At 69.3% G+C, this 21,336-nt stretch carries 18 protein-coding genes and 1 tRNA gene; 4 read left to right on the top strand and 15 right to left on the bottom strand.

The window, feature by feature from the left end; all coding sequences use genetic code 11:
* Positions 1–50: 50 nt before the first annotated feature.
* The 4 genes from murA to MUN76_RS01695 all read right to left on the bottom strand — a co-directional run bounded on the left by murA (position 51) and on the right by MUN76_RS01695 (position 4,858).
* A complete protein-coding gene (murA, locus tag MUN76_RS01710) occupies positions 51–1,379 on the bottom strand; it encodes a UDP-N-acetylglucosamine 1-carboxyvinyltransferase (protein WP_244688610.1) in 1,329 nt (442 codons plus the stop codon).
* Between the two features lie 125 nt (positions 1,380–1,504).
* Positions 1,505–2,107, bottom strand: a complete 603-nt coding sequence (gene leuD / locus MUN76_RS01705; protein ID WP_244686597.1) for a 3-isopropylmalate dehydratase small subunit — start codon at positions 2,105–2,107, stop codon at positions 1,505–1,507.
* A gap of 3 nt (positions 2,108–2,110) precedes the next feature.
* Complete coding sequence (gene leuC / locus MUN76_RS01700; protein ID WP_244686595.1) at positions 2,111–3,604, bottom strand: 3-isopropylmalate dehydratase large subunit; 1,494 nt, start codon at positions 3,602–3,604, stop codon at positions 2,111–2,113.
* Positions 3,605–3,832: 228 nt separating this feature from the next.
* Positions 3,833–4,858 (bottom strand): TerC/Alx family metal homeostasis membrane protein, encoded by a 1,026-nt coding sequence (locus tag MUN76_RS01695; protein WP_244686593.1) that lies wholly within the window; start codon positions 4,856–4,858, stop codon positions 3,833–3,835.
* Between the two features lie 279 nt (positions 4,859–5,137).
* On the opposite strand from MUN76_RS01695, the gene MUN76_RS01690 reads away from it, so the two are divergent.
* Positions 5,138–5,932 carry a TIGR00645 family protein gene (locus MUN76_RS01690; protein ID WP_244686592.1) on the top strand — a complete coding sequence of 265 codons (795 nt, stop codon included), beginning with the start codon at positions 5,138–5,140 and terminating at the stop codon, positions 5,930–5,932.
* 70 nt (positions 5,933–6,002) lie between these two features.
* Positions 6,003–6,084 (top strand) — tRNA-Leu (locus MUN76_RS01685).
* A gap of 42 nt (positions 6,085–6,126) precedes the next feature.
* Here MUN76_RS01685 and MUN76_RS01680 read toward each other — a convergent pair.
* Together MUN76_RS01680 and MUN76_RS01675 are read right to left on the bottom strand one after the other, a co-directional pair.
* Positions 6,127–7,236 (bottom strand): sensor histidine kinase, encoded by a 1,110-nt coding sequence (locus MUN76_RS01680; protein ID WP_283248112.1) that lies wholly within the window; start codon positions 7,234–7,236, stop codon positions 6,127–6,129.
* Positions 7,223–7,906, bottom strand: a complete 684-nt coding sequence (locus MUN76_RS01675) for a response regulator transcription factor (protein ID WP_244686588.1) — start codon at positions 7,904–7,906, stop codon at positions 7,223–7,225. The genes MUN76_RS01680 and MUN76_RS01675 overlap by 14 nt, the downstream gene beginning before the upstream one ends.
* An 86-nt stretch (positions 7,907–7,992) precedes the next feature.
* Here MUN76_RS01675 and MUN76_RS01670 point away from each other — a divergent pair, with 86 nt between their 5' ends.
* Positions 7,993–8,637 carry a M15 family metallopeptidase gene (locus MUN76_RS01670; RefSeq protein ID WP_244686586.1) on the top strand — a complete coding sequence of 215 codons (645 nt, stop codon included), beginning with the start codon at positions 7,993–7,995 and terminating at the stop codon, positions 8,635–8,637.
* 37 nt (positions 8,638–8,674) lie between these two features.
* Here the strand turns inward: MUN76_RS01670 and MUN76_RS01665 are convergent, their stop codons facing one another.
* A complete protein-coding gene (locus tag MUN76_RS01665; protein ID WP_244688608.1) occupies positions 8,675–10,474 on the bottom strand; it encodes an APC family permease in 1,800 nt (599 codons plus the stop codon).
* A 621-nt stretch (positions 10,475–11,095) separates the two neighbouring features.
* Between MUN76_RS01665 and mgtE the strand changes: the two genes are divergently transcribed.
* Positions 11,096–12,457 (top strand): magnesium transporter, encoded by a 1,362-nt coding sequence (gene mgtE, locus MUN76_RS01660; RefSeq protein ID WP_244686584.1) that lies wholly within the window; start codon positions 11,096–11,098, stop codon positions 12,455–12,457.
* A gap of 60 nt (positions 12,458–12,517) precedes the next feature.
* Here mgtE and MUN76_RS01655 read toward each other — a convergent pair whose 3' ends face one another.
* From MUN76_RS01655 to MUN76_RS01620, 8 genes are all read right to left on the bottom strand, one after another.
* Entirely contained in the window at positions 12,518–15,610 is a 3,093-nt protein-coding gene (locus tag MUN76_RS01655; protein ID WP_429953336.1) for an aminotransferase, read from the bottom strand.
* Between the two features lie 121 nt (positions 15,611–15,731).
* Positions 15,732–16,388 (bottom strand): non-canonical purine NTP pyrophosphatase, encoded by a 657-nt coding sequence (locus MUN76_RS01650; RefSeq protein WP_244686580.1) that lies wholly within the window; start codon positions 16,386–16,388, stop codon positions 15,732–15,734.
* 2 nt (positions 16,389–16,390) lie between these two features.
* Positions 16,391–17,131: a ribonuclease PH gene (rph, locus tag MUN76_RS01645; RefSeq protein WP_244686578.1), complete on the bottom strand. Its 741-nt coding sequence runs from the start codon at positions 17,129–17,131 to the stop codon at positions 16,391–16,393.
* A gap of 32 nt (positions 17,132–17,163) precedes the next feature.
* The gene (gene murI, locus MUN76_RS01640; RefSeq protein WP_244686576.1) at positions 17,164–18,057 is read right to left on the bottom strand and encodes a glutamate racemase; all 894 of its coding nucleotides are present in this window, start codon (positions 18,055–18,057) and stop codon (positions 17,164–17,166) included.
* Between the two features lie 87 nt (positions 18,058–18,144).
* Positions 18,145–18,834, bottom strand: a complete 690-nt coding sequence (gene rnhB / locus MUN76_RS01635) for a ribonuclease HII (RefSeq protein WP_429953334.1) — start codon at positions 18,832–18,834, stop codon at positions 18,145–18,147.
* Positions 18,835–18,884: 50 nt separating this feature from the next.
* A complete protein-coding gene (lepB, locus tag MUN76_RS01630) occupies positions 18,885–19,607 on the bottom strand; it encodes a signal peptidase I (protein WP_244686575.1) in 723 nt (240 codons plus the stop codon).
* Positions 19,608–19,745: 138 nt separating this feature from the next.
* On the bottom strand, positions 19,746–20,093 hold the full coding sequence (gene rplS / locus MUN76_RS01625) for a 50S ribosomal protein L19 (protein WP_244686573.1): 348 nt from the start codon (positions 20,091–20,093) through the stop codon (positions 19,746–19,748).
* 192 nt (positions 20,094–20,285) lie between these two features.
* Positions 20,286–21,332, bottom strand: coding sequence for an Fpg/Nei family DNA glycosylase (locus MUN76_RS01620; RefSeq protein ID WP_244686571.1), 1,047 nt, complete (start codon positions 21,330–21,332; stop codon positions 20,286–20,288).
* Between the last annotated feature and the right edge of the window lie 4 nt (positions 21,333–21,336).

Genomic DNA, 21,336 nt, shown 5'->3' with positions numbered 1-21,336 from the left:
CGACCCGGGCCTCCGGAAGAGGCATGACAGGTCGGAACTCCCAGAATCGCCTAGCTCTCGAAGACGAAATCGGCGCCGAGCAGCCGGAGCTTCTCAATGAAGTTCTCGTATCCGCGCGAGATGATCCCGATGTTCGTGACCTTCGACTGCCCCTCGGCGGTCAGCGCCGCGATGAGGTGGCTGAAGCCGCCGCGCAGATCCGGCACTTCGATATCCGCGCCGGTGAGCGGTGTGGGTCCGGTGATCACCGCGGCCTGCTCGAACTCGCGGCGCATGACGCGTCGCGAGTCGTCGCTGAGCCCGTCCTTGTAGACGTCGATGCCTGCGCCCATCTGATTCAGGGCATCGGTGAAGCCGAAGCGGTTCTCGTAGACCGTCTCGTGGATCGTGGAGACGCCCTCCGCCTGCGTGAGCGCGACCACGAGCGGCTGCTGCCAGTCGGTCATGAAGCCGGGGTGCACGTCGGTCTCGATCGTGACCGGCTTCAGCGTGCCGCCCGGGTGCCAGAACCGGATCCCGTCGTCGCGCACGTCGAAGTCGCCGCCGACCTTGCGGAAGACGTTCAGGAAGGTCATCATCTCCTCCTGCTTCACCCCGCCGACGAAGATGTCGCCCTTGGTCGCGAGCGCCGCAGCGGCCCAGCTCGCGGCCTCGTTGCGATCGAAGATCGCGCGGTGATCGTACCCGCGCAGCTCCGGCACACCCTCGATGAAGATCACGCGGTTCGGCTCGACCGTGATGATCGCGCCCATCTTCTGCAGGATGCAGATGAGGTCGATGATCTCGGGCTCGATCGCGGCGTTGCGCAGCTCGGTCTGGCCCTCGGCGAGCACCGCCGTGAGCAGCACCTGCTCGGTCGCACCGACGGAGGGGTACGGCAGCTCGATGTTCGCACCCTTGAGCCCGTCGGGGGCCGTCAGGCTGATCCCGCTCGGCAGCTTCTCGATGACGGCGCCGAACCTGCGGAGCGCGTCGAGGTGGAAGTCGATCGGGCGGTCGCCGATCCGGCAGCCGCCGAGATCGGGGATGAACGCCTCGCCCAGCCGGTGCAGGAGGGGGCCGCAGAAGAGGATCGGGATCCGCGAGGAGCCCGCGTGCGCGTCGATATCGGCCTGGTGCGCGACCTCGACGTTCGACGGATCGAGGCGCCACTCGCCCGGATCCTCGCCCCGGGTGATGAGCACGCCGTGCAGCGCGAGCAGGCCCGCGACGACACGCACGTCGGAGATGTTCGGCACGTTGCGGAGCACACTCGCGGACTTGCCGAGGAGTGCCGCGACCATCGCTTTCGTGGCGAGGTTCTTCGCGCCGCGCACCTCGATGCGTCCCTTGAGCGGACGACCGCCGTTGATGATGATCTCATCGGAGGTCAGCCCCACGCGGGCGCCGGCCTTCTGTGCGTCGAGGCGACGCCCGCGGGCATCCGAATCCTCGGTCGCGTCCGACGCGACGGTCTGATCCTGCTCGGTCTCGACGGCGCCGAGCTCCTGGGTATCCTGCGGGTTCATGCGGCCTCCACCGGTGTCGTCGTGGGCATCCAGCTCGGGCGACGGGCCTCGAACTCCGTGATCTTGTCCTCGCTCCGGAGGGTCAACGAGATGTCGTCGAGTCCCTCCATGAGCCGCCAGCGGGTGTAGTCGTCGACCTGGAACGGGACGACGAGATCGCCCACCGCGACCGTGCGATCCTCGAGGCTCACCGTGAGCTGCGTGCCGGGTGCGGCCTCGATGGCCTCCCACAGGCGCTCGACGTCGGCCTCCTCGACCTGGGCCGCGAGCAGCCCCTGCTTCCCGGAGTTGCCGCGGAAGATGTCGGCGAACCGTGCGGAGATGACCACCTTGAAGCCGTAGTCGCGCAACGCCCAGACGGCGTGCTCGCGCGAGGATCCCGTGCCGAAGTCGGGGCCGGCGACGAGGATCTCGGCACCCTGGTACTGGGGCTGGTTGAGGATGAAGTCGGGATCCTGGCGCCAGTGGTAGAACAGCGCGTCGTCGAAGCCGGTCTTCGTGACCCGCTTCAGGAACACCGCGGGGATGATCTGGTCCGTGTCGACGTTCGAGCGCTTCAGCGGGATCGCCAGACCGGTGAGGGTGTGGAACTGCTCCATGGGTTACGCCTCGACCTTCTGCTGGGCATCGGATGCCTGGTGGGAGATGCCGTTAGCAGCATCGGTCTGCAGATCCCACGGGCTTGAGAGCGTGCCGCGGATCGCCGTCGCGGCGGCCACCAGCGGTGACACGAGGTGCGTGCGACCGCCCTTGCCCTGGCGACCCTCGAAGTTGCGGTTCGAGGTCGACGCGCAGCGCTCCCCCGGCTCCAACTGATCCGGGTTCATGCCGAGGCACATGGAGCACCCGGCGAATCGCCATTCGCCGCCGAACTCCTCGACGATCTTGTCGATCCCCTCCGCCTCGGCCTCCAGCCGCACCCGAGCAGACCCGGGCACGACCATGAGACGAACTCCATCGGCCTTCTGCTTGCCCTTGATGATCTCCGCGAAGGTGCGCAGGTCGTCGAGGCGGCTGTTGGTGCAGGAGCCCATGAACACGGCGTCGACCGGGATCTCCTTCATGGGAGTGCCCGCGGTCAGGTCCATGTACTCCAGCGCGCGCTCGGCCGCGGCCCGCTCATTGGGGTCGACGATCGCCGCGGGATCGGGCACGGTGTCGCTCAGCAGCACACCCTGGCCGGGGTTCGTTCCCCAGGTCACGAAGGGCTCGAGCTCGTTCGCGTCGATGAAGACCTCGACGTCGAAGACCGCGCCCTCGTCGGTGGGAAGTGTGTTCCAGTAGGCGACGGCTTCATCCCAGTCGGCACCCTGGGGCGCGTGCGGACGGCCTTTCACGTACTCGTACGTGACCTCGTCGGGGGCGACCATGCCGGCACGGGCGCCCGCCTCGATCGACATGTTGCAGATCGTCATGCGGCCGTCCATCGACAGCGAGCGGATCGCGGAGCCGCGGTACTCGAGCACGTAGCCCTGGCCGCCGCCGGTGCCGATCTTCGCGATCACCGCGAGGATGATGTCCTTGGCGGTGACCCCGGGGCGGAGCTCGCCCTCGACGTTGATCGCCATGGTCTTGAACGGCTTCAGCGGCAGCGTCTGCGTGGCCATGACGTGCTCGACCTCGCTCGTGCCGATGCCGAAGGCGATGGAGCCGAAGGCGCCGTGCGTCGAGGTGTGGCTGTCGCCGCACACGACGGTGATGCCCGGCATCGAGAGACCGAGCTGCGGGCCGACGACGTGCACGATGCCCTGCTCCTTGTCGCCAAGCGGGTGCGCGCGCACGCCGAACTCCGCGACGTTCTTGCGCAGGGTCTCGATCTGCAGGCGGCTCGTGGGATCCTCGATCTCGCGCGTGATGTTGAGCGTCGGAGTGTTGTGATCCTCTGTCGCGATCATCAGATCGACGCGGCGCAGCGGGCGATCCGCGACGCGGAGGCCGTCGAAGGCCTGCGGGCTCGTCACCTCGTGGATCAGGTGGAGGTCGATGTAGATGAGATCCGGATCGCCGTTCTCTCCCTTGACGACGACGTGGTCGTCCCACAGCTTCTCCGCGAGGGTCCGAGGCGTGCGGACCTCGGACGTGTGTTCATCACTCATAGTGCTTCTCTTCTCAAGTCTCTGCGATATTCAATCGCCGCGCGGCACGATTTATTCCGTCAACCCGGATCTCCGAGGGCCCGCGCAGTGAATCGGCCATGCCTGAACTCCGCGACGGGTGGCCGATTGGCTAGACCCCGTCGCGGCTGTGAAGAAGCAGCTGCCGCTGACGCATGGCACCACTCTACCACCGGGTGCACGCAGACCCGGTGGGAGCGGTGCCATCGACTACTTCGTGTCCTCGGGAATCTCCGCCGCGCCCAGGTGCAGACGCTCGCCGTGCGCCTTCGCCTCGCGGTTCGCCTTGACGAGGCTCGCGACCGTCGCGATCGCCATCGCTGCGACGATGAAGCCGAGCGACGTCCAGGTCGAGATCTCGGGGACCGCGACGTGCTCGCCCCCGTTGATGAACGGGAGCTCGTTCTCGTGGAGGGCGTGCAGGATCAGCTTCACGCCGATGAAGGCCAGGATCGCCGCGATGCCGTACTTGAGGTACTCGAGGCGCTCGAGCAGACCGCCGAGGAGGAAGTAGAGCTGACGCAGCCCCATCAGCGCGAAGACGTTTGCCGTGAAGACAATGAACGGGCTCTGCGTGATGCCGAAGATCGCCGGGATGGAGTCGAGGGCGAAGAGCAGGTCCGTCGCGCCGAGGGCGATCAGCACGAGGAGGAACGGGGTGAACATGCGCTTGCCGTCCACCTCCGTGCGGAGCTTGCCACCGTCGTAGTGGTCGCTGAAGGGCAGGACCTTCTTGACCTGGCGGATGATCCAGGAATCGCCCTGGTCGCCGTGTCCACCGGGCTTGACCTGCTGCCAGGCCGTCCAGATGAGCCAGGCACCGAAGATGAAGAAGATCGCGATGAAGCGCTCGATGATCGCGGCGCCGACCAGGATGAAGATGCCGCGGAAGATGAGGGCGAGCACGATGCCGATCATGAGTGCCCGCTGCTGGTACGCAGTCGGCACCTTGAAGCTCGCAAGGATCAGCACAAAGACGAAGAGATTGTCGATCGAGAGGCTGTACTCCGTGAGCCAGCCGGCCAGGAACTCGGTTCCGTGCTGCACGTCGCCGAGCAGGAACATGGCACCGGCGAAGATCAGTGCGAGCACCACATAGAAGCCGACCCAGAGGCTGGCCTCCCGCATGGAGGGCACGTGGGGCCGGCGGATGATGAGTGCGAGGTCGATGATGAGGATCGCGACGAGCACGATCATCGATCCGATTTCGAACCAGAGAGGGAGAACTGAGGTCACCGGTGTGTGTTCCTTCGGCTGGGCGCGGGGTGCGCGAAACGCCGAAGGTCTCTTCCCGGTGGTCGCACGTGCGTGCAACCCCGGCCCGCACCGGCGCCGCTACGGAGCGGCGCGTATTGACGACACGGGCGAAACTGGAATACTCCCCTTCGCGAAGGTCAGTCTACTGCCAACTCCGGGGAGTCTCGTGCGCATCGCACGCGCGGCGAATCCTCAGCCATGCCGCCATGCACCGCATACAATCATCTCTCGACGAGTATCTTGCAGGAGAGGCACCACGTGACCAAGCGCGCCCCGTACATCGAACGCACCGCAGACCACGGGCCCGGTGCCGCCTCCCGCACGCTCGCGGGCTTCATCTTCGCGAGCCGCTGGCTCCAGGCGCCCCTCTACCTCGGGCTGATCATCGCCCAGGCGGTCTACGTCGTGCTCTTCTTCGTGGAGCTGTGGCACCTGTTCGAGAAGGTCATCGTGACCGGCGAGATCAACGAGACCGACGTGATGCTGAGTGTGCTCGCGCTCATCGACATCGTCATGATCGCGAACCTGCTCATCATGGTGATCATCGGCGGCTACGAGACCTTTGTGTCGAAGATCCGGGTGCAGGGCCACCACGATGAGCCCGAGTGGCTCTCGCACGTCAACACGAACCTGCTGAAGGTGAAGCTGGCGGTGTCGATCATCTCGATCTCGTCCATCCATCTGCTGAAGACCTTCATCGAGGTCGGCCGTATGGACAACGGGGTCGTGCTCAACGCGAACGGGACGGTGCTCTACTCGAGCACCGGCGTGTTCTGGGAGGTCATGATCCACCTGGCGTTCATCGTCTCGGCCCTCGCGCTCGCGCTGATCGACCGGATGAGCCACCACGCGGCGCCGGCGACCCGCGGTTTCTCCGCGGGTGAGCTGGAATCCGACCTGACGGAGCCGACGGCTCCTGCTCCTGCGGCCCCGGCGGCCGCGCCGACGCACGCGCTCGCGGGCCAGACCCTGCAGATCGACGCCGACGGGTACGTCACGGTTCGCGTGCCGGCGGATGCGCCGCTGCCGCACGGCGCGCGTTCGGTCGAATAGGGTCGGCAGCCGCGTCGGAGGCTGCTCCCCCGGCACCCGCTAGGCTGTTCGGGTGCCGATCCGGCACGACGCGCGAGTGGCGGAATTGGCAGACGCGCTGGATTTAGGTTCCAGTGTCTTCGGACGTGGGGGTTCAAGTCCCCCCTCGCGCACGGGCGGAGCAACAGACCCACGCTCCCCCGGGAATGGTTCAGTCACTCCACAGTTTCGGCAGCGAGCGCCGCGAATCGGACCGTGGCGATCACCCCGCCACCCGGGCGCGGCGCGAGCTCCAGCGCACCCCGGTGGGCGGTGACGATGTGCTGCACGATCGCCAGCCCGAGTCCCGCGCCCGCGTGATCCCGCGCCGCATCGCGGGTCCGAGCGGCACCCCGCTGGAAGGCTTCACGCAGGTGTGCGAGGCCCGCGGGGTCGAGCTCCGCGCCTGTGTTTTCCACGGTGAGCACCGCGACACCCCGGTCGTGCTCGGTGCGCACCCACACCGATCCGTCCTCCACGAGGTTGTGCACGATGGCGTTGTGGACGAGGTTCGCCGTCATCTGGCGCAGCAGCGTCTCCGACCCGAGCACTCGAACGGGATCGCCCGAGACCATCAGCTGCACCGGTCGAGATTCCGCGAGCGGCAGCAGGTTCTCCGCGGCCTCCTCGGCCGCGAGCGAGAGATCGACCGGCGCGACGGAGTCGAGTCCGCGACCCGATCGGCTGAGCACGAGCAGGGCGTCGACGAGTTCGATGGCGCGGGTGTTGACCTGCTGCAGGCGCGCGAGGAGGGCGTCGACGTCACGATCCGGATCCTGCTGCGCGACCTCGAGCAGCGTCCGCGAGATGGCGAGCGGGGTGCGCAGCTCATGCGAGGCGTTCGCGGCGAAGCGCTGCTGCTCCGCCACATGGGCTTCGAGTCGCCCGAGCATGGTGTCGAAGACATCGGCGAGGTCGCGGAACTCGTCGCGCGCCCCCGGGAGTGCGATCCGATGCGAGAGCGCTCCCTGGCCGGCGAGCGTCGCGGCCTGCGAGATCCGCGCGAGCGGTGCGAGCATCACCCCGGCCAGCCACCAGCCGCCCGCCACCCCGACCACCACGAGGGCGGCGAGGGCGAGCCCGGCCGCCGGTGCGAACGCCCGGAGCAGGTCCGTCCGGTTCGGCACGAATCCCGTCGAGGCCTCGATGTAGCCGTCGGGTACGTACCGCAGGAGGAACACCCACACGATGGCGAGCAGCAGCGCGCCGGTCCCGATCACCATCCCGGCATAGCTCAGCGCGAGCTTCAGCCGCGCACTCGGGCCGGCGGGCCTAGGCACGATCATCTCCCTCGGGATCGGCGCTGATACGGTACCCCACACCGGGCACCGTCTCGATCACCCCGGGCTCGCCGAGCCGCTTCCGCAGCGCAGACACCGTGATCCGCACCGCGTTCGTGAAGGGGTTCGCGTGCTCGTCCCAGGCGCGCTCGAGGAGATCCTCCGCACTCACCACACCGCCCTCCGCCTCCATCAGCACCTCCAGTACCGCGAACTGCTTGCGGGTCAGCGCAACGTAGCGATCGTCGCGGAACACCTCGCGGCGGAACGGATCGAGGCGCAGGCCCGCGAGCGATCGCACGGGAGGTCGGACCGCGGCTCGACGCCGCGCGATGGCGCGCAGCCGCAGCACGAGCTCGCGCAGCTCGAACGGCTTCGTGAGGTAGTCGTCGGCGCCCATCTCGAAACCCGCGGCCTTATCGTCCATCCGGTCCGCGGCGGTGAGCATGAGAATCGGCGTCCCACTCCCCGACGCGACGATCCACCGAGCGACCTCGTCACCGGAGGGCCCGGGGATATCCCGATCGAGCACCGCGGCGTCGTACGCATTGATGCTGAGGAGTTCGAGCGCCGAGTCGCCGTCTCCGGCGATGTCGGCGGCGATCGCCTCCAACCGCAGTCCGTCCCGGATGCCCTCCGCCAGGAGGGGCTCGTCTTCCACGATCAGCACGCGCATGCTCCGATGCTACGCATCACCGGGTATCGGGAGCGTATCGAATTCTGCCTACGCCCTCGCAACACCGTCTCCCGTTGACTGCGGGTATGACCGATCTCGATGCCTCCCCCGCCCGTTCGACCCGCCGTCTCGCCCTCGTCGGCCTCGGGTGCGCGGCGATCTGCCTCGTCGCCCTGCTCGCACTGCGGTTCGTCCCCGAGCTCCTCGCGGGTGCCGCATCCGGATCCGGGGTCGCGAGCTGGGGCGGGATCCTCGATCCCGCTCCGACCCCCACCGCGGCGGACGGGGTGATCGATGCCGAGCACCCGCTGTCCGTATTCGACACCGAGCACCCCGCGATCTCGGGGCTGGCGCCCGACCTCCTCGCCGCCGTGCAAGCGGCCGCCACCGACGCGGCCGCGGAGGGCGTCCAGTTCGAGGTCAACAGCGGGTGGCGATCGCCCGCGCTGCAGGAGCAGCTCCTGGAGCAGGCGGTCGCCGACTACGGTTCACGTGAGGAAGCGGCGCGGTGGGTGGCCACGCCGGAGACCTCGTCGCACGTCACGGGCGACGCGATCGACGTCGGACCGTTCGACGCGAGTCTCTGGCTGTCGCAGTACGGCGCCGCGTATGGGCTGTGCCAGACGTACGCGAACGAGTCCTGGCACTTCGAGCTCCGAGCGGAGGCGGTGGAGTCGGGGTGCCCGACCGCCTACCTCGACCCGACGGAGGATCCGCGCCTGCAGCGGTGAGCCTCGGACGTTCCGAGACGCGGAGCCGACTCCGTCGCTAGGCCACGTGCACCCACGGTCGCTGGGTGTGGTCGGACTCCGCCTCCCGCAGCACCTCGCGGGTCACGGGGGCGATCTCGCCCTCGCCGAAGAGCAGGAAGCGCAGGAGATTCACCAGCGGGTTCCCCTCGGTCCATCGAAAGTAGATGTGCGGCATGTCACCCGTACGGTCCCGCAGCGTGAGGAGCACCGCGGCGAGCGTGTTCGGCACATTGCTGCCCGTCACGGCGAGCACCCGATAGCCGTCTCGGAGCAGCCCTCGGACGACGAGCTCATCCTCGAAGTCGGAGCTGTCGCCGATCGTCACCTCGATGAACCACGGCTCTGCGTCGGAGAGGTGGTGCGCCTGTCGGGCGTGCAGCAGCTTCAGCGGGTATCGCGAGTGCGTGCCGGGCTCGTGCGCGATGAGGTCGATCCGGCAGCCGCGCCGCTCACCGATCCACGCGGTGGCGCGCTCGTCGAACGCCACGGTGACGGCGCGCAGCTCGGTGGCCCGCGCCACCCGCGAGCCAAAGCTCACCACCAGGATCCCGAGGATGAAGCACGCGGCGATGCGGATCCCGTCCGGGCGCTCGATGACGTTGGCGACGGTGGTGTACAGAAAGACACCGGTGATGATCCCGAAGGCGATCATCCGGCGTCGCTGCCGGTGGCGGCGTGCGGAGAGCGTGACGGCGACACCCGCGGAGGTCATGAGCACGAGCACCCCGGTGGCGTACGCGCCGCCCTGCGCGTCGACGTCGGCGCGGAAGATGATCGTGACGAGCGCCGCCACGCCGGTGAACACGAGGACGAGCGGACGGATCGCCCGCGCCCAGCGCGGGGCCATGCCGAACCGGGGCAGGTAGCGCGGCACGAGGTTGAGCAGACCGGCCATCGCGGAGGCGCCGGCGAACCAGAGAATCGCGATGGTCACGAGGTCGTAGGCCGTGCCGAACCCTTCGCCCAGGTACTCGTGCCCGAGATACGCGAGGGCGCGCCCATTCGCTGCGCCGCCCGGCTGGAACTCCGCCGCCGGAATCAGCACGACCGTGGCGAACGACGACGTGATGAGGAACCCGCTCATGATCAGCGCGGAGGTGGTGAGGAGTCGGTGCGCGCCGCGGATCCGGCCCCGCGGCTCGGCGTCCGTATCCCTGGCGTCGCCGCGGATCTGAGGCATCACGGCCACGCCAGTCTCGAAACCCGACAGGCCGAGTGCGAGTTTCGGGAACACGATCAGTGCGATCCCGATCATGAGCCAGGGATCGCCGTGCTGCGTGGTGAGGGCGCTCCACCAGTCCTCGACGACGAGCGGCCGGCCCGCGATGTGCACGAAGGCCGTGATGAGCACGACAAGATTCAGCGCGAGGAACGCGGCGACGAGCAGGGTCGCGACTCGGATCGCCTCCGTGAACCCGCGCAGGAAGACGATCCCGAGCGCGAGGATGAACCCGAGGGTGATGGCCACCTCGTGACCCCGGAGCCCCTCCGGCGCGAAGGGGTTCTCGACGAGGTGCGCGGTCGCGTCGGCGGCGGAGAGCGTCATGGTGATCATGAAGTCGGTCGCCGCGAATCCCAGGAGCGCGAGGATGGCGAGTTTGCCGCCCCAGCGCGGCAGGAGCGCACCGAGCATGGCGATCGATCCTGCGCCGTTCGGGCTCTCTCGGGCGACGCGTCGGTAGATCGGGAGCGCTCCGGCCAGGGTCACGATGACGAGCAGGATCGTCGCGATGGGTGCGAGCAGGCCCGCCGCGAGGGCCGCAATTGCGGGCTGGTAGCCGAGTGTCGAGAAGTAGTCGACACCGGTGAGGCACATGACCCGCCACCAGGTGGTCCGGCGGTCGACGGGCGGGCGGCCGTGCGGACCCGTGTGCTCGCCCGGCGCGTCGGCGGTCCCGGCGAGGAGCCACGCGCGAAGGCGGTGCTGCGGCGCAGACCCGAGCGGCAGCGGATCCCGTGACGCATCGCGCGACGGATCGAGTGCCGGAGAGCGATCTCCTGGCACCTCGTCCGGCGTCTCGTCCGGCGCGAATCGGGTCTTCACGCGCTCACTGTACTCCCGAATGCACCGCGTGGTGCGCACCGGTCGACATCCAGATCAACGGGACCGTGGTTCCGGGTTGGCCGCGCCGGTCCCGGGCTGCTACATTCGGTCCTGTGCGTGCGCCGGTGGCGCCGCCCCAGTGAAAGCGAGGTGAGTGTCCGTTATGTCCAGTGACAGTGCCAGTCCGCAGCCGGTCACCGCGATCGCTCACGCTCGCTGCGTCGCTTTCCGCGACCAGTAGTCTCCGCTCGAGCCTCGCGCCATCCGGCCCTCTCCCCCGGGCCCACCAGGCCCGCCTCCCGCCCGACGGCTCCGCACGCACCCGTGCGCGCAGCCGTTCGGTGCCGGTCGTCCGACGCGCGATCCGCGTGTCCTTGCCGAAAGAGCGAAGCCATGACCCTGCAGCAGCAGACCCCGAACATCGATGAGCTGATCGACACCATCACCCCGCTCCTCGCCCGCCAGGACCTCATCACCCTCACCGGGGTGCTGACGCCGCTCTCCACCTCGGAGATCGTCGAGGTCCTGGAGCGCCTCAACCTGAAGCAGCGCGCCATCATCCACCGATTGCTCGCGAAGGACCGCGCGCTCGAGGTCTTCGAGATGCTGCCGCCCGCGCTGCAGAGCGACCTCTTCACCGGGTTGCAGGACGCGGACGTCTCCCGCCTGTTCGCGGAGCTCGATCCCGACGACCGCATGTGGCTGCTCGACGAGGTGCCGGCGGTGCTCGCCGCCCGCCTGCTCCGCGGCCTGCCCGAAGACGAACGGGTGCTCACCGCCGGGCTGCTCGGCTACCGCCAGGGCAGCGTCGGGCGCCGCATGACCCCCGAGTTCGTGACGACGCACGTCGGCATGACCGCCGCGGAGTCGATCGAGCGCGTGCGCGCCCGACTCGCCGACGCGGAGACCGTCTACACGATCCCCGTGCTCGATCACGGGCGCCGCGTGGCCGGCATCGTGAGCCTTCGGGACCTGCTCGGTGCGGATCCCGACGCACCCGTCGAGGCCTTCATGCAGCCGGCCCACACCTCGGAGGCGACCGAGGAGGCCGAGGTGGCCGCGCGTATGTGCACGGACCTCCGTCTTCTCGCACTGCCGATCGTCGACAGCGAGTCGCGCCTGATCGGCATGCTCACCATCGATGACGCCGTGCGAATCCTCGAGCACGAGGAGAGCCAGGACGCGGCGCGCCAGGGCGGTGCCGAGCCGCTGAACCGGCCGTACCTCTCGACCCCGGTCTTCACGATCGTGCGGTCACGCGTCGTGTGGCTCCTGGTGCTGGCGGTGGGGGCGACGCTCACCGTGCAGGTGCTCTCGGCGTTCGAGGCCACGCTGGCGCAGGTCACGGCGCTCGCCCTCTTCGTGCCGCTCCTCATCGGCACCGGCGGCAACACCGGCAATCAGGCCGCGACGACCGTCACCCGCGCGCTCGCGCTCGGCGATGTGCGCCCGCGCGACATTCTGCGAGTGCTCAGTCGCGAACTGCTGACCGGCGCTCTGCTCGGGCTGCTGCTCGGTGCCATCGGATTCGGGATCGCCGCGCTCGTCTTCGCCCCGGACATGGGCCTCGTCATCGGGCTGACCCTGCTCGCGGTGTGCACGGTGGCGGCGGCGGTGGGCGGGATCATGCCGCTCGTCGCTCGGGCGATCCGGGTCGATCCCGCGGTGTTCTCGAATCCGTTCATCACGACGTTCGTCGACGCAACCGGGCTCGTGATCTACTTCCTCATCGCCCGGATCGTGCTGCACCTGTAGGTGCGCGGGTGTCGACCCGCTGCGCTCGCTCAGCCAGCGCAGCGAGTCGACATCGACCGGCTACCAGCCCTCGGTGAGCACCCGATCCAGCGCGGCCACCACCACGTCCGCGCTGTCCGCGGTGAGGCAGAGCGGCGGCTTCACCTTGAGCACGTTCGAGCGCTCCGAGGTCGTGAGCACGATGACGCCCAGCTCCTTCATGCGCTCGCAGATCGCCGCCGCCTCCGCCGTGGCGGGTTCCATCGTGTCGCGATCCCGAACCAGCTCGACGCCCAGGTACAGGCCCTCGCCGTGGATCGGACCGATGAGTGCGTGCCGCTCGGCGAGCGCCCGGAAGCCGTCGGCGAGCCGGCTCCCCACCACGCGCGCGTTCTCCTGCAGCCCTTCGGACTCCATCGCGTCGAGCACCGCGATCCCGACCCGGCAGCTCAGCGGGTTGCCGCCCGCCGACGAGAAGAACTGGCCCTGCGTGGCGAGGGCGTCCGCGATGCGCTTGGAGGTGATGACGCCGCCGATCGGGAAGCCATTGCCCATCGGCTTCGCGATCGTGATGAGGTCGGGCAGGGCGCCCGACTGCTCGAAGCCCCAGAAGCTCGACCCCATACGTCCGAACCCGACCTGCACCTCGTCGGCGATGCACAGCCCACCGGCGGCGCGCACGCGACGGTAGGCGTCGGCGAGGTACCCGTCCGGGAGCAGCACGCCGCCCGCGTTGCCGAGCACCGACTCGCAGATGAACGCGGCCGCATCGCGACCCTCCGCCGCGAGCGCGTCGAGATCCGCGCCGAGGTCTGCCGCGTACCGGGCGCCGGTGTCGTCGCCGCGATACGTTCCCCGGTAGCGGTTCGGCACGTCGGCGACGTGCACCCAGTCGGGGCGATTCTCCAGCGCGTACGGGTTGTCATAGGCGGAGGTGGTGACGGCATCCGACGCCATGGTCCACCCGTGGTAGGCCTCCCGGAGGGAAACGACGGTCTTCCGCCCCGTCGCCGCCTGCGCGAGGCGCAACGCGAGGTCGACCGCCTCCGACCCGCTGTTCACGAGCAGCACGGTGTCGAGCTCGCTGTCCGCGGGCAGCAGGGCGAGGAGCCGCTCGCTGTATTCCGCCAGCTCGCGGTAGAGGAAGCGCGAGTTGGTGTTGAGAATCCGGATCTGCCGGTTCACCGCGTCGGCGACGCCGGGGTGGCCGTGGCCGAGCCCCGTGACGTTGTTCACCATGTCGATGTAGGCGCGGCCGGTGGTGTCGACGAGGTGGTGGCGCCAACCGCGCTCGATCTGCATCGGACGCTCGTAGTAGCGCTCCTGGGCCGAGGCGAAGATCTGCTCCCGCCGGGCCTGCTCGTCGCCGGACTCGTCGCGCTGCAGCACGGATGCGATGTTCAACAGGGCCGAGGGGTCGAAGGTGAAGCGCGACCAGGCCGGCACCCGTTCGGGGGCGACCAGCTGCGCGCGACCCTCGTCGGGCTCGTCGAGGGCGAGGATCGGCGGCTCCGCTCCCACCAGGGCGTCGGCCCGGCAGAGGGTGGCCGCGATGGGCCGCGCCTCGTCGGCCGCGGGCAACGACGCGATCCGGCGCCCCGGTGCGACCGTGTCCCCTGCCTCGCACTCGGGCCGAACGCCGTCGATCGAAAGCGTCCAGCCGCCCTCCAGCTCGAGCAGCACGCCGCGGTCGGTGGCCACGGCGACCACGCCCGCGACCGGGGACGTGACCGGGAGCGCCTCACCGGCTGCAACATGCACCTCGGTGCCGATGGGCCAGGTCTCGGCGGCGGCGTCGGCATCCACCGCGGTGCGGGTCAACCGATACACGCCGTACGGCAGCACCGCGGCCCCGGCTCCTCCGCCGAGCGCGTCGGCGATGAGTTCAGCCTCGGCGTCGTCCGCCAACCAGCGCCCGGCGTCGAGGGCGTCGCTCTCCACCCCGGGATCGAGCATGGCGACCTCCCCCTGCAGCCCCGGTAGCAGCGAGCGGAGCGGGATCGACCGCCGTTCGCGCAGCTCCTCGTGCGACAGTCCCGCCTCGGCGAGCTCCTTGAGCGTCGCCGGCATCGGTGCACCGACGAGGCGCAGGCCGGCACCGTCCGCGACTCCGACGAATCCGAGCGCCGCCAGCACGTGCTCCGTGACCTCGGCGAGCGGCAGGGCCGTCGCGGCGTCGAAGATCGCCTGCTCTCCGGCGACGCGCTCCCGGGCGTAGGCGTTGTCACCGTCGATCTCAAGCTGGCGCCACCCGCTCGCCACGAGCAGGGCCGCGCGCAACACGACGAGCGGCCAGACCGCGCGCGCCTCGGCCGCCGACAGCGGGGCGTCCCGATGGAACGCGGTGATCACCTCGAGCTGCCGCAGCGGGCGCTCCGGATCGTGGTGCAGCATCGATGACGCCGTCACCGCGAGCTCCGCGACCCGCCAGCCCATGCCGAGGTCTCCGAGATCGAGCACGGTATGCGGGTGCAGGCGCGCATCGGTTCCCGCGCGGCCCATCACGTTGTCGTCGGTGAGATCGCCGTGAATGGCCTGCACCGGGAGCGCGTCGATGAGCGGGGCGAGCGCCTCGTGCGCGGCTTCCGCGGCGAGGAGCACGCGTTCGCGCAACACCTCATCGGCGATCGACGCGGCGAGCTGGATCGTCTCCGCGTGCGCGACCCGCATGTCCCACATCTGCTCGCGCTCGAGCCCCGGGTGGGTGAGGTCCGCGAGCGCGCGGACCGACGCTGCCGCCAGCGCGCCGAACTCGGCGAGCACGACGGGTGCGAAGTACCCGCTGTCGACCATCGGCGCGCCCTCGGCGAACTCGCTGCGGCGCACGGCGAAGCCGCGCCAGCGCTGGGTGGGCTCGCCGTCGACACCCGCGAGCACGGCCGACACCGGCACGCCGGCGGCCCGGTAGGCGTCGAGTGCGGCGTGCTGGGCGTCGCGTGCGGAGTCCGGGAACACCGGGTTGTCGACGCGGAGCACACTCCGGTCGCCGTCGGGGGTCGTGAGCAGGAAATTGCGATCCTGATTGCTGCCCAGTTCACGTGCCGTCACGTCGATCCCGTAGCACTCGCGCGCGATCGTCACGGCGTCGGACTCCGAGACATCAGGACGGACGAGGCCGCCTGCGGGTGCCTGCTGATCCTCCGGGTGGCCGAGACCGCCCGAGCGTGATTCCATCATCGTCAGATTCTCCATTTCGGTATGGAAACGAGGTCACTCATGTGTTGGGTACCACTGGCGCAGTCGCGCGGATACTCGGGCTCGGACGCTGGGGCCCACAAGCCGACGTGGGGAAACTTCAGGTGAGGCGGGCGAGGATCTCCGGCGCCAGGGCGCTGAAGGCACGCGTGCGGTGCGAGAGCGCGTCCTTCTCGGCCGCCGTGAGCTCGGCGGCCGAACGCTCCTCGTGCTCGGGTTGGAACACGGGGTCGTAGCCGAACCCCTCGGCGCCACGGGGCTCCCGGAGCACACGGCCCGGCCAGACGCCGATCTTGCAGACCTCGGACGCCTCGGCCTCGGCCTCGGCCTCCGCCTCGGATGGGGTATCCGCCTCGGATGGGGTATCCGCCGCCTGCGGCAGCACCAACGCGGCGGCGCAGATGAACCCCGCGTCCCGATGCTCGTCTCCGACATCCGTGAGCTGCCACAGCAGCAGGTCGACGTTCGCGCGGTCGTTGCGAGCCGGCCCACCCCAGCGCGCGGAGAAGATCCCGGGGCAGCCGCCCAAAATGTCGACGGCGATGCCCGAGTCGTCGGCGATGGCGGGCAGCCCCGTGTGGGCGGCCGCCGCGCGGGCCTTGAGCAGCGCGTTCTCGGCGAAGGTCACGCCGCTCTCGATGGGCTCGGGACCGTCGTAGCCGACGAGTTCGACCCCCGGGATCAGGGGCCCGAGGATCCGGCGCAGTTCGGTGAGCTTGTGCGCGTTGTGCGACGCGAGCACGAGGGTGGTCGCCATGACTACTGTCCCTCCGCCAGCACCGCCTGCTGCAGCACCGTGAGGTCGGCGGCGCTCGCGAGCGCCAGATCCAGCAGCGCATCGAGTTCGGCGCGCTTGAACGGGGCACCCTCGGCGGTGCCCTGGACCTCGACGAAGTCGCCGGACCCCGTGACCACGACGTTCATGTCGGTTTCGGCGCGGGAGTCCTCGACGTACGCGAGATCGCTCAGCGGCACTCCGTCGACGATCCCGACCGACACGGCCGCGACGCTGTCGCGGAGCGGCTGCGCCTTCTTCGCGATGTGCCCCTGCGCACGGGCCCACTCGAGGGCGTCTGCCAGCGCAACGTACGCGCCCGTGATCGCCGTGGTGCGGGTGCCGCCGTCGGCCTGCAGCACGTCGCAGTCGATGACGATGGTGTTCTCGCCGAGGGCCTTCATGTCGATGATCGCGCGCAGGCTGCGACCGATGAGGCGAGAGATCTCGTGCGTGCGGCCGCCGATCCTGCCCTTCACCGCTTCACGCTGCATGCGCTCGTTCGTCGATCTCGGCAGCATCGAGTACTCCGCGGTCACCCAGCCGGTGCCCGTGCCCGCGAGCCACCGGGGCACGCCCGGAGTGAACGAGGCGGTGCAGAGCACGCGGGTGTTGCCGAAGGAGATCAGCGCACTGCCCTCGGCCTGTGCACTCCAGCCTCGCTCGATCGTGACGGGTCGCATCTGGGCGCTGTTGCGCCCGTCGGCGCGGATGATGTCGGTCATGTCGTTCCTCACACTCGAAAACTGGGGGTGAACTATGCGGGGGTGCCGGTGGTGGCCGGTGCGACGGCGGTGCCGACCGTGCCGGCCGTGCCGGGAAGCCGGATCGTGCCGGTCTCGAGCCGGTCGACGGTGTCGATGCCGATCCCGAGCATGCGGCGCGCGAGATCGACGAAGGCGGCGGCGTCGGTTCCGGTCGCCTCGTAGCGAACCACGGGCTCACCCGCGTCGACCGGGCGCAGCAGATCGCGATTCGTGAGCACCTGGTAGACCTCGTTGGCCGTCTCGATGTCACTGGAGACGAGCGCGACCTCGGGGCCCACGACCTGCCGCAGCGCGCCGCGCAGGAACGGGTAGTGCGTGCAGCCCAGCACCAGGGTGTCGATGTCCCGGGCGACCAGCGGTGCGAGGTAGGCCTCCGCAACCGCCAGCACCTCCGGGCCGCTCGTCTCGCCGGCCTCGACGAGCTCGACGAACCGCGGGCAGGCGACGGCGCTGAGGGTGATCTCGGGGCGCACGGCGAAGAGGTCGTCGTAGGCGCGGGACTGGATCGTGCCGACGGTTCCGATGAGGCCCACGTTGCCGTTGCGGGTGATCGCCGCCGCACTGCGGACCGTGGGCGCGATGACCTCGACCACGGGCACGTCGTAGCGTTCCCGGGCGTCGCGGAGCACCGCGGCGGAGGCGGTGTTGCAGGCGATGACGAGCATCTTCACGCCCTGGTCGACGAGGTCGTCGAGGATCTCGAGGGCGAAGCGGCGCACCTCCGCGATCGGGCGGGGACCGTAGGGCGTGCGGGCGGTGTCGCCGACGTAGATCATGGACTCGCCGGGGAGCTGATCCCGAATCGCACGGGCGACGGTCAGACCGCCGACGCCCGAGTCGAAGACGCCGATGGGCGCGTCGGGCGAGAGCTCGCGTGTACTCACCCCTCCAGCCTATCGCCCGGTCCGCGGTGTCGCCTGCGCGGGCGGATGCGGTGCACAGCTCGTCGCACCGGGCTGAGGCCGGGTGGGCTAGCGCGGGGCGGTTTTGATCCAGGTGTGCCGATGCAGCTCCGTGAGCCCGTGCCCGGCGATTCCCGCGAAGTGCGCCTTCGAACCGTACCCCTTGTTCGAGTCCCAGGCGTACTCGGGGTGGGCGTCGTGCGCCTCGCGCATCAGCGCATCCCGGGCCACCTTCGCGCGCACCGACGCCGCCGCGACACTCGCACAGCTCCGGTCGGCGCCCACCCGCGTGCGCACGTCGAGCGGCGCGCGGAGGCTCGGCGTCAGCCAGTCGTGCGATCCGTCCAGGATAATCACGGCCCGATCCACCGGCACACCCGATCGGTGCAGCTCGAGCAGCGCGCGACGCGCAGCCTCCCCGAGCATGCCGGTGATCCCTCGCGTGTCGATCTCCTCGGCGCTCGCGTAGCCCACCGCCCCGCCACCCCAGGCTGCGACGAGGGGGGCGAGGATCTCGCGACGCTTCTCGCTCAGCAGCTTCGAGTCGCGGAGCCCCTCCGGAAACTCCCGCGTACCCGCGAGTACCGCGTGCACGCCGACGGCGACGGGGCCCGCGATCGCACCCCTGCCGACCTCATCGATGCCGATTACGATCGATGCTCCCGCACCGAACAGCTCCTGCTCGTACTCGAGCGTCGGATCCTTGGAGAGCGCGATGGCGACCGGAGCGGCGGGGGCGACAGCTGCGGGATCAGCGATCACGGGATCAGCGGCCGCGGGATCGGGCTCCGCGGTGCTCCGGTCCGGGATCACGAGGCCGAACGGGCCTCCTCGACCCCAGTGAAGGTGCCCTCGGGTGTGCCGAGCCACCCGAAGTGGCTGAGCGGCCAGTTCAGCAGGAACGCCCGACCGACGATCTCCTCCTCCGGGACGAAGCCCTTGCCGGGCTGGTCCTGGTTGTAACGCGAATCCTTGCTCTGGTAGCGGTTATCGCCCATCACCCAGACGGAACCCTCGGGCACCTCGACGTCGAAGTCGATGGCAGAGGCGCGGGTCTCCCCCTCCGGGATCACGGCGTAGGGCTCGTCGAGCGACACCCCGTTGACCATGACCCGCCCCTCGGCGTCGCAGCAGGACACACGATCGCCGCCGACGCCGATGACACGCTTGACGACGTACTCATCGCTGGTATCCGCGGCCAGACCCACGGCCTGCAGCACCTTTTCGAAGCCCTTTGGCGGCAGTGCGGAGCTCGGGTGCAACCATCCGCCCGGATCCTTGAACACCACGATGTCGCCGCGCTGCACCCCGACCATGTCGGGAACGAGCTGATTGACGAGGATCCGGTCGTTCACCTGCAGCGTCTGCTCCATCGATTGCGACGGGATGTAGAAGCTGCGCACCAGGAACGTCTTCAGCAGGAACGACACGACAAACGCGACGATCAGGATGATGATCAGGTCTCGGAGGAAGCCGAGGATGCCACCCCTGCGCTGCCGCTTCCGACGCTCGGGGGCCACAGCTTCGCTCATTGATGCTCCAGGGGTTCGGGATCCAACGGGGTCGCCGGGCGTGTTCCGCCCGGCGGAGACACTTCAGGCTCCCACCCTTGACAGGGGGGAGCCTGGGAGCGTCACAGGCTTCCGTGAGAAAGCCCGTATGAGAGGCGACTAGCGGTCGCGCTTCTCCTTGATCTTCGCCTTCTTGCCGGTCAGGCCGCGGAGGTAGTAGAGCTTCGCACGACGGACATCACCGTGGGTGACGACCTCGATCTTCTCGATCGCGGGCGAGTGCACGGGGAACTTACGCTCCACGCCCACCTGGAAGCTGATCTTGCGCACGGTGAAGGTCTCGCGGACACCCTCGCCGTGGCGGGAGATGACGACGCCCTGGAACACCTGGACACGCGAACGGTTGCCCTCGACGATGTTGACGTGCACCTTGACAGTGTCACCGGCACGGAACTCGGGGATGTCGCTCTTGAGCGACGAGGCATCGACGTGGTCGAGCTTCTGCATGATGGTCTCTCTCTGCGGCCGCCGCAAGTCGGAACGCGGAATTCGAAAATGTCTAAAGTGGTGAGCTCACGGTCCGTGCGGACCCTCGCGGCAGTACCGCACCGTGGCACAAGGATCAATTATGCCACACTTCTGGGTCATGCCGCTCGCTCCGTACACCGGCGCGCCGCGGGTCGGGATCACCTGACTGCGTCAGGTCTGGCAGCCCGGGCACCAGTACAGCTTGCGGGCGCCGAATTCTTCCAGCACGATGTTCGTGCCGCACCGTTTGCAGGGGGTGCCCTCCAGCTTGTAGACCCAGTGCCGCTCGTCCCGCTCCTGCAGCGCACGCACGTAGTCGTCGCCGGTGAGACCGTCGATCGTCACCATCTGCCCGACCGTGATCCCGGTCTCCAGCAGGTGCGCCCAGTCGTCCCACATCTCCTCGAGCACCGTCTCGCTGAGCTGGTTCGCCGGGGTGTGCGGGTTCAGTTCCGCACGGAAGAGCATCTCGGCTCGGTACACGTTGCCGATCCCCGCGACGACCGATTGGTCCATGAGCACGAGCCCGATAGGGGTCTTCTTCTTCGCCGCCCGCTCGACGAACCGCTGCCGCTCGGCCTCGGTGTTCGCGTTCGCCGGATCCGGCCCGAGACGCTGGATCACCGCGTCGACCTCCCCCGGGGTCAGCACCTCGCAGGCGGTCGGACCTCGGAGGTCCGCGCACACCGTGTCGTTCAGCAGTCGCACGCGCACCTGGCCCACCGGATCGGGCGGGAACGACTCGAGGAGTCCGCCGGAGCGATCCTGTTCGGCCATGCGCACGCGCGCCCGTCGCGGGGCGCCGATCGAGGTCACCGAGTCCTCGGCCTCCTCGTCGACCGCGACGGCATCCGAGCCTGATCCCGCGCCGGCATCCGCGACCGGGGTCGCAGCGTCGACCGCCCCCGCCATCCCCGTCTGCCCGAGCCGACCGCGCCCGAACTTCGTCGCGTGGATCTGGATCGACGGATCGACCTGCACATCGCCCGCGAAGTCCCAGGCGCCGTAGATGCCGAGATGCACCCGCAACCAGTGGTCGCCCGTGAACTCGAGGAACATCTGCTTGCCGACGGCGCGCGCGTCGGTCATCTCGCGACCGTTCAGGATCGCGGCACCCTGCGCGAACCGCCCCTGCGGGCTTGTCACGGCCGGCGCCGTGCCGACGAAATTGACCGCGAACTGCCGCGCGATGCGATGGACGGAGTGGCCCTCGGGCATCCGG

It is taken from the genome of Leucobacter rhizosphaerae (assembly GCF_022919175.1).
Taxonomy (GTDB): domain Bacteria; phylum Actinomycetota; class Actinomycetes; order Actinomycetales; family Microbacteriaceae; genus Leucobacter; species Leucobacter rhizosphaerae.
This window is presented reverse-complemented; position numbering and strand designations above follow the sequence as displayed.